The 13,661-nt window shown below is 34.0% G+C and carries 11 protein-coding genes and 1 tRNA gene; 9 read left to right on the plus strand and 3 right to left on the minus strand.

Annotated features, from left to right (window positions below):
• The first annotated feature begins 346 nt into the window (after window positions 1–346).
• The 9 genes from QM877_RS01460 to QM877_RS01500 all read left to right on the plus strand — a co-directional run bounded on the left by QM877_RS01460 (window position 347) and on the right by QM877_RS01500 (window position 12,437).
• Entirely contained in the window at window positions 347–1,417 is a 1,071-nt protein-coding gene (locus QM877_RS01460; RefSeq protein ID WP_371607814.1) for a hypothetical protein, read from the plus strand.
• A gap of 23 nt (window positions 1,418–1,440) precedes the next feature.
• On the plus strand, window positions 1,441–2,610 hold the full coding sequence (locus tag QM877_RS01465) for a hypothetical protein (protein ID WP_371607813.1): 1,170 nt from the start codon (window positions 1,441–1,443) through the stop codon (window positions 2,608–2,610).
• Window positions 2,611–2,750: 140 nt separating this feature from the next.
• Window positions 2,751–4,490: a type I restriction-modification system subunit M gene (locus QM877_RS01470; protein WP_414317349.1), complete on the plus strand. Its 1,740-nt coding sequence runs from the start codon at window positions 2,751–2,753 to the stop codon at window positions 4,488–4,490.
• Between the two features lies 1 nt (window position 4,491).
• The gene (locus tag QM877_RS01475) at window positions 4,492–5,568 is read left to right on the plus strand and encodes a restriction endonuclease subunit S (RefSeq protein ID WP_414276591.1); all 1,077 of its coding nucleotides are present in this window, start codon (window positions 4,492–4,494) and stop codon (window positions 5,566–5,568) included.
• A 12-nt stretch (window positions 5,569–5,580) separates the two neighbouring features.
• Window positions 5,581–8,817: a type I restriction endonuclease subunit R gene (locus tag QM877_RS01480; protein WP_414317350.1), complete on the plus strand. Its 3,237-nt coding sequence runs from the start codon at window positions 5,581–5,583 to the stop codon at window positions 8,815–8,817.
• A gap of 289 nt (window positions 8,818–9,106) precedes the next feature.
• Entirely contained in the window at window positions 9,107–9,673 is a 567-nt protein-coding gene (locus tag QM877_RS01485) for a hypothetical protein (protein WP_414317351.1), read from the plus strand.
• 114 nt (window positions 9,674–9,787) lie between these two features.
• Window positions 9,788–11,578 (plus strand): DUF262 domain-containing protein, encoded by a 1,791-nt coding sequence (locus QM877_RS01490; RefSeq protein ID WP_414310838.1) that lies wholly within the window; start codon window positions 9,788–9,790, stop codon window positions 11,576–11,578.
• Window positions 11,579–11,664: 86 nt separating this feature from the next.
• Complete coding sequence (locus tag QM877_RS01495) at window positions 11,665–12,057, plus strand: hypothetical protein (protein WP_414310839.1); 393 nt, start codon at window positions 11,665–11,667, stop codon at window positions 12,055–12,057.
• Window positions 12,054–12,437: a hypothetical protein gene (locus QM877_RS01500; protein ID WP_414310840.1), complete on the plus strand. Its 384-nt coding sequence runs from the start codon at window positions 12,054–12,056 to the stop codon at window positions 12,435–12,437. Before QM877_RS01495 ends, QM877_RS01500 begins: the two co-directional genes overlap by 4 nt.
• Window positions 12,438–12,575: 138 nt before the next feature.
• Here QM877_RS01500 and QM877_RS01505 read toward each other — a convergent pair.
• From QM877_RS01505 to QM877_RS01515, 3 genes are all read right to left on the minus strand, one after another.
• Window positions 12,576–12,647, minus strand: a tRNA-Arg gene (locus tag QM877_RS01505).
• A gap of 108 nt (window positions 12,648–12,755) precedes the next feature.
• Window positions 12,756–13,136: a large conductance mechanosensitive channel protein MscL gene (gene mscL, locus QM877_RS01510; protein WP_414310841.1), complete on the minus strand. Its 381-nt coding sequence runs from the start codon at window positions 13,134–13,136 to the stop codon at window positions 12,756–12,758.
• Window positions 13,137–13,206: 70 nt separating this feature from the next.
• Window positions 13,207–13,641 carry a GtrA family protein gene (locus QM877_RS01515; protein ID WP_414310842.1) on the minus strand — a complete coding sequence of 145 codons (435 nt, stop codon included), beginning with the start codon at window positions 13,639–13,641 and terminating at the stop codon, window positions 13,207–13,209.
• Between the last annotated feature and the right edge of the window lie 20 nt (window positions 13,642–13,661).

The following is a 13,661-nucleotide window of genomic DNA, read 5'->3' on the forward strand; positions in this document are numbered from 1 at the left end:
CTGCTTGTACGAGCTGAGGCATCAGCGAAGTAGAAGTAGTATAGTAGTTTATATTCTTACAGGAAATCAAGCAATTTTATAGTAAGTTTTACAATCTGACAGGAGTCAAAAACTTTTTAGAATATTATTTCAGTTAACGATTAAAATTTTTAGTTCAGAAAATAAAATAGTTTTTAATGTGCTAATTATGTGTTAGTTATTGGACAGAATAATTAGCACATAGAAAGGGAAAATTTGACAGATGGACTAAGATAAAATTGTCAGTAACTGTGACCGAATGGTTAAGGTCTTTTTGGGTTTTAGTGGTATAATAAACAATATGAATAAGCTGTTTTGGAAGGACGAAATGACTGATAGTAATAAAGTGAAGAAAGTTGAAAAAGACTCTATAAAAATTGCCTTAGACAGCTCAACAAACCTCTCTGAGAAGATAAAATTGGGACAAAATACTGCAGCTATTTCTGTTTTGGCTGATACCTTTAGTAACTTTCAAGCAACTGTAAATGCTAACATTATTTCAGAATTAATTGCAACTTCAAATGTATTAAGTTCAGCTAAATTAGTGAATATTGCTAATTTGACGACTCCTTTAGTAAGTCTGCCTTCATTAATTCAAGTGGACAAAAACGCTATTAATGTCATGTCAGAAGTGATTGCTTCGTACAATAAAACGTTATCAAGCACACACTTGCAAGCAATTCAAAACATTGCAGATTCTGCAAAAAATTTAATTGCTAGCTATCAAATTGATTATTCAAAGATTTTTAGTGGCATCAATGAACTTTTAAAATCACTGCCTTCGATTTACACACAAGAAGAAATCGAGCAGATTATATCTCGAGTTCAACTGCTAGCAGAAAATGGATGGGTTATTTATTTTCGTGACAGAAATGTTTATCAGCGTATACTTGCTGAGGAATGGAATACCTTGGAGGACGAATGGATTAAGTTGCTTAGGGATAAACTAAAAAATGAGAAATTTATTATTTCCTTACAAAATTCGCCGTGTTACTCGGCTCCCCTAGTAAAATCAATGGTTGACTGCTACTTTAATAAAAACTTTTATGCAGCATACACTCTTGGGAGTTTGGCAATTGATGGTGCGCTAAATAGAATTTCAGAATTGACTTCATTAGAGAAAAAAATACCAGTAGGTCACCGAGCGATTAAAGAAATTGATAATATATTTATTGATAAGTCGTTTAGCGATGTAGGACTGATGCACTGGCTGTATCGTTTCTTCAAAGATACAAATAGGTTTACACTTGATGAACCAAATCGACATATGATTGGACATGGTAGGTGGGAGAAAGAAATAGAAGAACAAGAGTTTTTGAAGCTACTTAATGCAATGTTGTATATTTGTGATGAGTATGATTATTGGGAAGAAATTATTCGTTATGAACAAGACAACTAAGTATTTTTGGAGGTTAAACGCCTATGCTTGAAATATATCCTTTTATTCAGGAGCTAGTTAAGTGTGAAACGACCATACAGAAAATGGAAGTTTTCAATAGATGGAACCTTCATAAGTGTAGAGTTTTTCTATTTGATGAAGAAAAGTCAAATTTTGGTAATATAGGCAAATCATTTAGCTATGGAAAGTTTAATCTGATTGGTTTGGGAGATTACCAAAAAATTTGGGTTATTGATAAAAATACTGTGAATGCTAAGGATAATTTCTTACCCGTTGCTAGAATTGTCAATTACGACCTAAACATTTTTACTTACATACATGATTTATATAGAGGAAGAAATATCCTAGATAAGGAGAATTTAATTAGATTTTTACACGAGATTAAATCGTTGCGTCTAACAAATAATATTTCAACTGCTTTAATGGAAAGATATACCACCCCAATAAATCGTGAATTATTAGCTAAAATGATTGAAAGTTATGTTTATTTTGATAGCATTAATTTTGAAGTATTTCAATCTAATGTGCCTCAGACTCTAAAACCAGATAAATATATTTGGATGAAAGAAATCTGGGAAGATGCAGAATACTACCTAAGTAATGATGAGGTGATACAACATTATGAGGCAGTGTGTTGCTATATATTGAAAGCATTCATTTTGAAAAATACAAAAAATCTTTCTACAAAAGCTAAAGTGGCTGAGTTTAAACGCTATTGTATTGAGGATTTATGCGTATTTTTAGAATTGGAAATGACTTTATTAATACTTTTTTTGAAAAATGATAGTGCGGTTCAAGAAATATTTAAAAAGTTGCAGTTAAAGGCTGATAAGTTAATTGATAAAATACATAATACAGCATGGGATATTTTTCATATAAGACTATTGGAGCAAAGTACTTTATTAAATTGTATTGAAAACCCAGATGTGATTTATCTCCACTATTTTGCAACTGCGGATTCTGGGTTGGCCGAGGTATTACGAGCCAATCCTATTAAAATGCTGGTTTATTATAATAAAATAATTATACCTATACGTCGATATGATGCAAAAGATTTTTTCACTCAAGATGAGTTAGATTCTTATACTACTGAAGAAAAAATTAGATTACGTGCAGAGAAAGTTCAGGGGCTTGATTTCTGTTCTATAAAGCAGAGATTGAGCAGTGAGTTAGGGAATTTACTTACTAAATAAATTTTAATAGTTCCATTCCATAGTATAACTCCAACAGGGAAATATATGGCATTAGATAAATTAGAGAGTATCTGTATATCGCTGAACGGTACTCCTATCCTAACGATGTACTTGAATTTATTAAGGAGGAAAAATAGGGAATGAAAGATACAGAACTAAAACAATTAAAAGATAAACTATGGCATTCTGCCGATGTTCTTCGTGCAAGTGCGCATTTAGCTGCGAATAAATATGGTCAGCCTATTCTCGGGCTTATCTTCCTTAGATATGCAGATATTTTATATAAACAACATAAGGAAGATATTGAGGAAGAGTATAATCGTCTTAAAGGTGGACGTATGGAAAAATCCATGAAAGAAATCTCAATAGAAAAATGCGGATTCTATCTTCCAGAATGTGCTTATTATGACTTTATCAATGACGCACCGGACGATGCAAACAAAGCTATCATCGTAAAGGAAGCTATGGAAGCTATTGAAGATGAAAACCCTAGAATGGAAGGAGTTCTTCCTAAAGAAGTATACGCACAGCTTGTTCCGGATGAGGAACCAGAGCTTCTCTCTAACATCGTGCGTATTTTCAAGGATATTCCTGAAAATAGCACTATTGATATCTTTGGTGAAATTTATGAATACTTTTTAGGAAAATTCGCACTTGCGGAAGGTAAGGATGGAGGAACATTCTACACTCCTGCAACTGTTGTAAGATATATGGTTGAAGTATTAGATCCTCAGCCCGGTGAAAAGAAGTTCCTAGATCCAGCATGTGGTTCAGGAGGGATGTTTGTTCAGGCAGCAAGGTACATGCATAATCACAATGTCAGCGAGAGTGAACAGATGAAATTCCGTTGCTATGGTGTGGAAAAGGAACCAGACACCGTTAAACTGGCAAAGATGAACCTTCTTTTGAATAATATTCGTGGTGATATTACACAAGCTAACTCATTTTACTCTGATCCATATAATGCATTTGGACAGTTTGACTATGTAATGGCAAATCCTCCCTTTAATGTTGATGAGGTTGTGGTTGAAAAAGTTGCCGATGATTCCCGTTTTAATACGTATGGTGTGCCAAGAAAAAAGACAAAATCAACAAAGAAAAAATCTGATAAAAAAGAAACAGTACCAAATGCTAACTACTTGTGGATTGGATACTTTGCCACTGCGTTAAATGAGCATGGTAAGGCAGCTCTTGTTATGGCAAACTCCGCTTCGGATGCTTCTGGTTCAGAATATGAAATCAGAAAGAAAATGATTGAAGAAGGTATCATCTCGCAGATGGTGACTCTTCCTTCTAATATGTTTTCATCAGTAACTCTTCCGGCAACTCTGTGGTTCTTCGATAAGCAGAAACCAAATACTGAGAAGAAAAATGAAATCTTATTTATTGATGCTAGAAATGTATTTACACAGATTGACCGTGCTCATAGAAAGTTCTCAGATGAGCAGATTAAGAACCTTGGCGTAATAACAAAACTATATCATGGTGATACACAGGCGCTTGTTGACTTGCTTGATGAATATAAAACAGAACTTGCAAATGCTCCAGAATCTTCTGATGATAAAGAAGTACTAACTAAAGATTACTGGCAATCACAGATAGAGTGGTTAACAGAAAGATTCCCAGATGGTGTATATGCTGATGTTATCGGCCTTTGTAAAGTTGCACCTATGAATGGTGAAGACGGAATCATTGAACAGGACTACTCCCTCAATGCAGGTCGTTATGTAGGTGTAGTGATAGAAGATGATGGATTAACCGAGGAAGAGTTTAAGGAAGAAATGTTATCCTTGAATGCCGAGTTCACTTCATTAAGTGCTGAGGCAAAGAAACTTGAAGAGCTCATCGCAAATAATCTGAAAGAATTGTTGGGTGAGTGATATGAAATATGTGAAATTGGGGAATATAGCAAAATTTCGCTATGGAAAGATGCCTGATAAAGATAAGTTTCTTGACGATGGATATCCTGTTTTCAGCGGATATAGAATAACAGGATATTATAGTGAATACATGGTTGAAAATCCGACTTTAATTGTGGTAGCAAGAGGAGTTGGAGGTACAGGGGATGTAAAAATTTCACCGCCAAAATCTTATATCACGAATCTATCTATCATTGTTGATCTTGATGAAAGTGTTGCAGATATGCGTTACTTATATTATCAATTTGTTTGCAATAATTTGAGATACTTGGATACGGGGGCGGCTCAATCACAAATCACAATAAATAATTTATCAAAACACAAAGCTTTACTACCAAGACTTGTTATTCAAAAGAAGATTTCATCGATATTGACAACTTACGACAACCTCATCGAAAACAACAACAAGCGGATCAAGTTGTTGGAGCAAATGGCAGAGAATCTATATAAAGAATGGTTTGTAAGATTCCGCTTTCCTGGATATGAGGATGTAGAATTTGAAAATGGCATACCAAAAGGCTGGGAAGTTAAAAAGATAAAGAACTGTGTAAAAAGATTGCCTTTTAATCGGTTATATAAAAGAAATGAATTGGAATCGGAAGGTAAAGTAATAGTAATTGATCAATCTTCAGCGGAATTCCTAGGTTACCATAATGATGAACCATCTCATTGTGCAAGTATTGATAAACCAGTTCTTTTGTTTGGTGATCATTCATGTAAATTTGTGTTAATGATTAGAGAGTTTTCTTTGGGTGAAAATGTGGTTCCATTTATAAGCGAAAATGAAAATAAGTTGAATGACTATTATTTGTTTTATGCTGTTCACAAAATTATTGTAACAGAAGAGTATAAAAGACATTGGGGTAGATTTACGGGAATGAAGATTTTGGTTCCTGATTATGAATTACAAATAGTTTTTGCTGATTTTATTAAACCGATTATTCAAGAGCAAAATAACCTTTGGAATGAAATCCAATTATTAATTAAACAAAGAGATATGCTTTTACCACGCTTAATGAGTGGCAAACTTGAAGTGTAAGGAGGTGTTCCTATGCGTAATTTTATATCTGAAGATGATATAGAACAGGCTATACTTGCAAAATTAAAAACGGAACCATTTAACTATGATATCCTCATTTGTGATGCTGATTTGAGTAAGCAAGATGATTTGAATGATGGTACAGGAAGAGCTTCTAAGAAAGAATGTGTTCTTCCTGATGTTATGCTGTCTTCTTTGAAACGCATTAATCCTACTATCTCTGAAGATAAAATCAAGGAAATAGTAAAAAACTTAAGGCAGGATTACACAGGTACAGATATTGTTGATACTAACTATAAAATATACAGGCAAATCCGCAATAATATAAAAATCACAGTTCGCAAAGACGACAAAGAAGACTTTGATTTTGTAAAGCTAATTGATTTTGAGCATCCAGAGAACAATACTTTTACAGCAGTTTCTCAGATGTGGATTCAAGGAAAGGCCTATTATCGCAGACCGGATATCCTTATCTTCATCAATGGAATGCCTCTTGTGTTCATTGAACTAAAGAATAGCATCGTTAAAATTGAAGAAGCCTATAATAATAATTTAAAGGATTATTTACGAGATATTCCAAATCTATTTGCATTCAATCAAATTTGTGTTCTCTCAAATGGATTAGAAACAAAGCTTGGTGCCTTCAATGCGACCTATGACTACTTTTTTGAATGGCTTAAAGTTGATAGTGAAAAAGAAGTACTGGATCGAGAAGCTATTCACTCAGCTGAAAATGTAAAAGATAGTTCTGTAAGATATTTTGTTGATGGTTTATTAAACAAGGATAAATTGATTGATTATATCGAAAATTTTATTCTCTTTGAGAATCAACAAATAAAAATTATCGCTAAAAACCATCAGTATTTAGGCGTAAATAATCTGATGGAATCAGTAAAAAACAGAAAAGAATTAAATGGTAAACTGGGTGTCTTCTGGCATACACAAGGTTCGGGTAAGTCCTACTCTATGGTTATGTTTGCCCGTAAGGTTAAACGCAAAGTGGCTGGTAATTTTTCATTCCTTATTATCACAGACCGTGAAGATTTGGATACGCAGATTCATAAGAATTTTGTACGCACAGAAGTTATTGGTTCTAAAGAAGAGTGTCAACCAAAAAACAGCAAGCAGCTGCGAGAATTTTTAACTACTAACAAAGCATTTATCTTCACACTAATTCATAAGTTTAGATACGATAAGACGAAGAAGTATCCTGTTCTTTCTACACGTGATGATATCATTGTTCTAGTTGATGAGGCACATAGAACACAGTACAAAGATTTAGCAGAAAACATGAGAACAGCACTTCCTAATGCTAATTTTGTTGCGTTTACAGGAACACCACTTCTCGGGGCTAAGCGTCTTACTAATCAATGGTTCGGTGAGTATGTGTCAGAGTATAACTTTGCACAATCTGTCGAAGATGGTTCTACTGTACCATTGTTCTATTCCAGACGAGTTCCGGAAGTAGGTCTTGAAAATAATTTCCTTGATGATGATGTTGTAGATATTATCGAAGAAGAAAATCTTAACGACGACGAAATCCGTCTGTTAGAAAATGCATCCTCTCGTATTTTAGAAGTTATTAAGCGTGATGACAGACTGGATAAGGTTGCGCAGGATATTGCATACCACTTCCCAAGACGAGGATTTCTTGGGAAGGGAATGGTTGTGTCAGTTGACAAATATACAGCTGTCAAGATGTATGACAAGGTTCAGCATTACTGGGCTATTGAAAAACAAAATATTACGAAACAGCGAAATTCTGCCACTACAAAGGAAGAACGTGATCAGCTCACAAATATTCTTGCTTATATGAATAAGGTGGAAATGGTAGTGGTTATTTCTGAAGAGAATGATGAAGAAGCTAAGTTTGCTAAACAAGGGTTGAGAATATCGGAGCATCGTGCAAAGATGAAAGAAATCACATCTGATGGTAGAGATATCGAGGATAGGTTCAAGAGTCCAGATGATCCTTTGCAATTAGTATTTGTGTGTGCTATGTGGCTAACAGGATTTGATGTGAAAAACCTTTCTACGCTCTATCTTGACAAGCCGATGAAGGGACACACGTTGATGCAAGCCATAGCTCGTGCCAACAGAGTTTATCCTGGAAAACCTGCTGGAATTATTGTTGATTATGTGAATGTTTTTAAATATATGAAGAAAGCATTAACAGAATATGCCACGGGTAATGACGGAACAGAATTTCCTGCAAAAGATATAGAACAGCTAATCGGATACATTGATGGTACAATTCATGAGGCAGATTCTTTCTTGCTTTCTTTAGGTGTTTCATTAGAGAAAATCATTGCAGATTCCAATACTCTGGATAAACTGGATGCTTTAAGAAGAGCTTATGACGCTATTATTGCTAAAGATGATGCTAAAGAGAAATTCAAGGTTATACTGAACACCTTAACGAATCTCTACGAAGCATCAAAACCAGAAATCTTTGAAAGAAATTGGACTAATGATAAATTTGCACCACTCGTTTATTTACATGGATTGTTTTATCATACTATTGATGACGAAAAAGTAGCTCGTGCCAGACAGAAAATGAATCAAATTCTGGACGGTAGTGTAATTGCAAGTCCGGATTTCGCTAATTATGTTCGGGGGAAAGAAGCTCAGTACATGATTAAAGGGACAAAGGCCATAGATTTATCTAAAGTAGATATTGAACAGCTAAGACAAGAAATAAAATTGGCTGAGTATAAAGCTATTGAAATTGATGATTTGAAGGAATATATAGAGCAAGCACTAGAACAAATGCTTAATAGAAATTGCACTAGAACGAAATTCTCCGAACGATTCAAACGCATTATTGATTCCTATAATGCAGGCGGTACTGAAAATGAAGATTATTACGAACAGCTTGTTAAACTTCTTGAAGAGATGCGTCAAGAGGACAATCGTGCAAATATGGAAGGTCTTACGGAAGAAGAACTGGAAATTTACGATTTGTTGATTGCTGGAAAGAAATTGACACAGGTTGAGGAGCAAAAAGTAAAACTGTCTGCAAAAAATCTGTTTAAGAAATTGATGGATAATCGTAGTAATCTTCTTGTGGTAGATTGGTACAAAGATGAACAGCCGCGTGCCAAACTTAAATATGAAGTTGAATTATCATTAAATCAGGATCTTCCTGAGAGTTATGACAAAGCAGCCTTTGATTCTAAGGTATCATTACTCATTAACCATTTTGTTGATATGGCAGTACAAGGATATGGATGGATTGGTCTTGCATAGGGTTATATTGAAAATAATCATTAAATTGTTTTTCTAATTATTTTTATAAAGACCATCCTACTTAAAAATTTAAGTAGGGTAACTAGGTTGGCGATAAATAGCTTACGATCAATATCGTTGATATTACAGAAGTTCTGGGTGTAGCTAATATTGGGGCACTCAGATTTTTTTGTAACTACCTATGTTTGGAAAAGGTATTTAGGAGTTGATAGAGAATAGCTTTTTATTATTTGTAGTACAATTCAATAAAGTGATACAATATTGGTAGAGAAAATGGGAGAGATTATCAATGCTTATATTGGAATTGTATCAAAATGATTATTCAAAAGATTTAGTTGCTTGTGATTCTTTAGAAGATGGACGAGCTTTTGTAGCTCAAATTCCTGGATATACTTTAGAAACAGAAGATGGGTTTGAAGTGGAGTATGTGAACCCAAAACACTTGCCGGATTACATGGAGATTGTCTATAACGGAAATATTGTACCCTTGTCTAAATGGATGTTCGAACCTGAGGAAAATGTGGATATTATTTGGAAAGAGATTTCGAATTTGTCCGTTAAAAACAATCAAGTAATCGAAGGGTATTCAAAAATCGATGCCTATGTCGTTAGTAATGATGAAGTCAAACCTTATATTGAAGCACGAGAACTCAAGTATCGTCAGGCAAAAGACTTTTTAGAGCGCAATGGGTATGAAGTCGACAGAAGCTTTTTCGGAAGTGAAGACGGGGAAGCGATTGTCTATAGAAAAAAAGGCGCCGAAGATTGGCACTTTTTGTGTCACCTTGATCCTTCGTTTGTAGAGATTGAAGATGTAGAAGGATATGTGAAAGAAGCCATGGAAGATATGCAATAGTTACTCAAACTTCGTTTTGAATGTGTAGGATTGCTAGTTAAAGCAATTTGATATAGTGTTCAAATAATCAATAAAAAATGTAGCATTTTAGCAAATATAATATGGAGGTTTAAGATGCCAACTACAATAGAAGTTAATAAGCAGAGTGTTGAGGCACTACTTGGTAGTGGAAGAACAAAACCATTTGTTATTCCAGAATATCAGCGTCCTTATGCTTGGACAGATGAGCAGGTTGAAACACTGTTTGAAGATTTATGGGAATTTACCGTCAGTAATGGTGGTACTGAACGCGAAGGTTCGTATTTTCTTGGAAGTATCGTTTCGTATGAAAATGATAATGGTGAACAGGAAATTATTGATGGTCAGCAACGTATTACCTCTCTGTTTTTATTGTTAAGAGCGATTTACACAAAGCTATTTAATTCTCCATTATCAGAACGAACTCCAGAAGCGAACAATTTTATTGGTAAGATTGAACCTTCAATCTGGCGAACTAATAAACTGACTGGAACAGTTGATTATAAGACTACTCTTCTAACATCACGTGTTGTTAATAATGAAGGTAATGAAATTCTTCGTAAAATTCTCGAAACTGGAAGAGCAAATAAAGATTCTAAAGATAATTATTCTAGAAATTATATTCATTTTCAGGAGTTACTTGATAAACATTCAAGTGATAATCCCTTGATGATTTATCAGTTCATTTATTCCCTATTAAATCAAGCTATTCTTTTACCAATAACTGCTGATACCCAAGATACAGCATTGACTATTTTCTCTACTTTAAATGACAGAGGTTTACCGCTATCTGATGCTGATATATTTAAAGCTAAGATTTATAACCATCTTGAGGGAAAAGATAAGGAAATATTTATTGAACGCTGGAAAGAGCTTGATGAACAAGCTACAGCAGCTAATGAAAGTATCCAACAATTATTCTATTACTATATGTTCTATCTTAGAGCTTTGGAAAAAGATACTAAAAGTACTACACCTGGTGTCAGAAAATACTATTCGAGTAACAAATTTGAGCGCCTTTATCAATCTGAATTATTAGATAATTTATTCGTAATGATCGAATTATGGAAAGTAATTAATAAAGGTGAAGTGCTGGAAGATGAGAGTTGGTCATCAAATATACAGATAAAACAAACATTAGATACACTTACTTCATATCCTAATGAGTTCTGGAAATATCCGGTGATTATATATTATATTTGTTATCGTAAGGATAAAAACTTTGAGGATAAATTTGCAAGATTCTTAAACAAATTACTCGCTGAACTAATGACAAAATACATTCTTATTCCAACTATCAATGCTGTTAAAGGTGATATTTTGAAATTAAATTCAGCAATTGTTGTATCAGATATTCCTAAATTTGATTTCAAAGAACTAGACCAAGCTCAACTTGAAGCAGGAATCCAAAATCCTCACCGTAATGTGGTGAGAATGTTGCTTAAAACACTTGCTTATAAACATCAGGATTCATTATTACCAAGTAAATGGGAAATCGAGCATATTTTCCCTCAAAAGTGGCAAACTAACTACTTTATCGATGAATCAGATAATAAAATCCGAGAGAAAATCGAGCATATAGGCAATAAATTACCATTTGAAAAGAAGTTAAATATTATAGCAGGAAATTGTTACTTTGCTAAAAAGAAAAAAGAATATGCAGCTTCTAAAATCGAAATCACAAAAGTTATGGGACTTTCTGAAATTCAAGAGTGGAATTTAGAGTCAATTTCGAAAAGAGATATCAGGATTTCAGATTCTATTATTGCAATTCTTAAAAAATGGAACAAAGAGTATTCGGTTATTACAAAAGAAATTGTTTCCAATAAACCTTCAGATGAGGATTTAGCTCGTATTGCTGAATTTAAGGAAAAAGGCTGGATTTAACAGTAAATCAATACTGCGTTTTTCAAACTACTTTAGATTTTTATAGAGAAAGCGTGTGAGATGAGAAAATAGTGGAGAGAGATTTAATGCTAGAGTGGAAATTTATTATTCCAGAAGATGAATATGAAGCTAGTGCAGCTTTTAGTGAGAATAGTCATTACGAGATTTCTACGATGACTTTGAAGGGTAAGAAACATCTGATTCGATTGAAATTTCCCTTCTGTCATTTTTACCAAATCGTAGATAGAAACTTATTTGATACTCTTCATCAGATTCCTAGTTCGCCAGAGTTTGAATCCCCTATTTGTAAGCTAGAGACCAGTAGCCTGATTACAGAAGTGATTCATAGGGCGGGTGGAGTTTTGGCTGAAGAAGACTTGGTTCATTTTCGTATTTGTGCAAAGAATTTAGTTTTTGACTTAGTTCTCTATAAAAATCAAGAGAGTGATATAAGGATAGAAGAGGTCGTTCAAGGATGAAGTGGGTTCATATTGGAGAGGAAATAGAGTATGATTGGTATGAATTACGGTGTCAACTTTCTCAAGAAAATTACCTACAAATTTTTCTTGAGGGCTTAAAGAATCAAAAGCTAAAATACTGTATCGATTTTGGTAAGATTCTTTTCTGCAGATCTATCGATCAGGGATGGGACCTGAATTTACTAGAAGAAGATTTACTCAGCGGACCAGAATTTCCCTGTTTATCAGATGGGATTTTACTTGAAATGATAGATAGTCACCTTAAAAACAGAGTTCAAAAGTTTTATCCTGACCCCATCTATCACTACCAAGTACAGGGAATTAATTTTGGGATAGACGTCCTTACAGAAGCTTTTCCGATTATAAAAAAACTAGACTGAAGCCTAGGTAAAAGTAAACCTTTTCAACAATAAAAATAGACTCCATAATATCTATAGGGAATTTATCCACTAGAAATATTATAGAGCCTGAATCCTTACAGCTTTATCTACAAATTTTGATAAGTTCTTTATAAAATATCCACCCTGAGGGAATCGAACCCCCATCTCAAGAACCGGAATCTTACGTGATATCCATTACACTAAGGGTGGAAACTTTAATTATTATATCAAAAAAGAGAGCTGAACTCAAGTTTTTTCTAAACTCAGCAAAAGGTGAATAAAAAAAGGATTCAGTATTGAAACGAATCCTCTATATGATTATTTTTTCTCAAGAAGAGCTTTGATTTCTTGAAGAACTTCCAACTCAGTTGGACCAGCAGGTACTTCTTCAACAACCTCTTCTTTTTTACGAAGGTTTTGAGCTTTTTCCATAGCTTTAATCACAAAGAATAGAACAGTACCAACTACAAGGAAGTTGATAACAGCACTCAAGAATTTACCATATGTAACACCATTCCATGCAAGCTCAGCGATGTTTTGTACTTTCGCAGCTTCCAAGGCTGGGTTCAATAGGAGTGGAGTGATGATATCATTAACAAATGAAGTTACGATAGCACCAAAAGCAGAAGCGATGATCACACCGACAGCAAGGTCTACAACATTACCGCGGAGCAAAAATTCTTTAAGATCTTTTAACATTTTCTTTTTCCTTTCGTAATTTTACATTCTAAATTATAACTTAATCATCTGTTGAATGCAAGAAATATGCTTAGTGTTTTTTAAAAACAAAAACTTTACTGAAGATGTAATTGAGGACTATGATGGTGACCTGTGCAAAAATAGTCTCAATTGTGTTGATAGTATTGGGATCATCACCTACAAATTGACCGATAATATGAGGGTAACATGTCACAAAAATAAAGGTCAGGAGCAGGTCTAATAGGAAAGTTATGAATCTTGCGGTCGTAAATTTTATCAGACGCTTGAACCAATGTTTTCGTTTCTGTTTAAAAACAATGGTATCATTGGTGAAAAAAGCAAACAGAATTCCAGCTATATTTCCCAGAGCAGTCGCCCATAATTCTTGTTGGAAAAAGTAAAAAATAGTGATACGAACAATGATAGAAACAAGAGTGGTTGCAACACCGAAAAATAAATAGGACAGAATTTCATTGTCGAAGAATTTTTTTATGGAAGTTTTCATAAAAATAGTATAGCATAAAG

Source organism: Streptococcus infantis (assembly GCF_047463655.1).
Taxonomy (GTDB): domain Bacteria; phylum Bacillota; class Bacilli; order Lactobacillales; family Streptococcaceae; genus Streptococcus; species Streptococcus infantis_Z.

Excerpts from the sequence above, each read along its gene's own strand:
- QM877_RS01460 (WP_371607814.1), top strand. The coding sequence starts at position 347 with ATGACTGATAGTAATAAAGTGAAGAAAGTTGAAAAAGACTCTATAAAA.
- QM877_RS01465 (WP_371607813.1), top strand. The coding sequence starts at position 1,441 with ATGCTTGAAATATATCCTTTTATTCAGGAGCTAGTTAAGTGTGAAACG.
- QM877_RS01470 (WP_414317349.1), top strand. The coding sequence starts at position 2,751 with ATGAAAGATACAGAACTAAAACAATTAAAAGATAAACTATGGCATTCT.
- QM877_RS01475 (WP_414276591.1), top strand. The coding sequence starts at position 4,492 with ATGAAATATGTGAAATTGGGGAATATAGCAAAATTTCGCTATGGAAAG.
- QM877_RS01480 (WP_414317350.1), top strand. The coding sequence starts at position 5,581 with ATGCGTAATTTTATATCTGAAGATGATATAGAACAGGCTATACTTGCA.
- QM877_RS01485 (WP_414317351.1), top strand. The coding sequence starts at position 9,107 with ATGCTTATATTGGAATTGTATCAAAATGATTATTCAAAAGATTTAGTT.
- QM877_RS01490 (WP_414310838.1), top strand. The coding sequence starts at position 9,788 with ATGCCAACTACAATAGAAGTTAATAAGCAGAGTGTTGAGGCACTACTT.
- QM877_RS01495 (WP_414310839.1), top strand. The coding sequence starts at position 11,665 with ATGCTAGAGTGGAAATTTATTATTCCAGAAGATGAATATGAAGCTAGT.
- QM877_RS01500 (WP_414310840.1), top strand. The coding sequence starts at position 12,054 with ATGAAGTGGGTTCATATTGGAGAGGAAATAGAGTATGATTGGTATGAA.
- mscL (WP_414310841.1), bottom strand. The coding sequence starts at position 13,136 with ATGTTAAAAGATCTTAAAGAATTTTTGCTCCGCGGTAATGTTGTAGAC.
- QM877_RS01515 (WP_414310842.1), bottom strand. The coding sequence starts at position 13,641 with ATGAAAACTTCCATAAAAAAATTCTTCGACAATGAAATTCTGTCCTAT.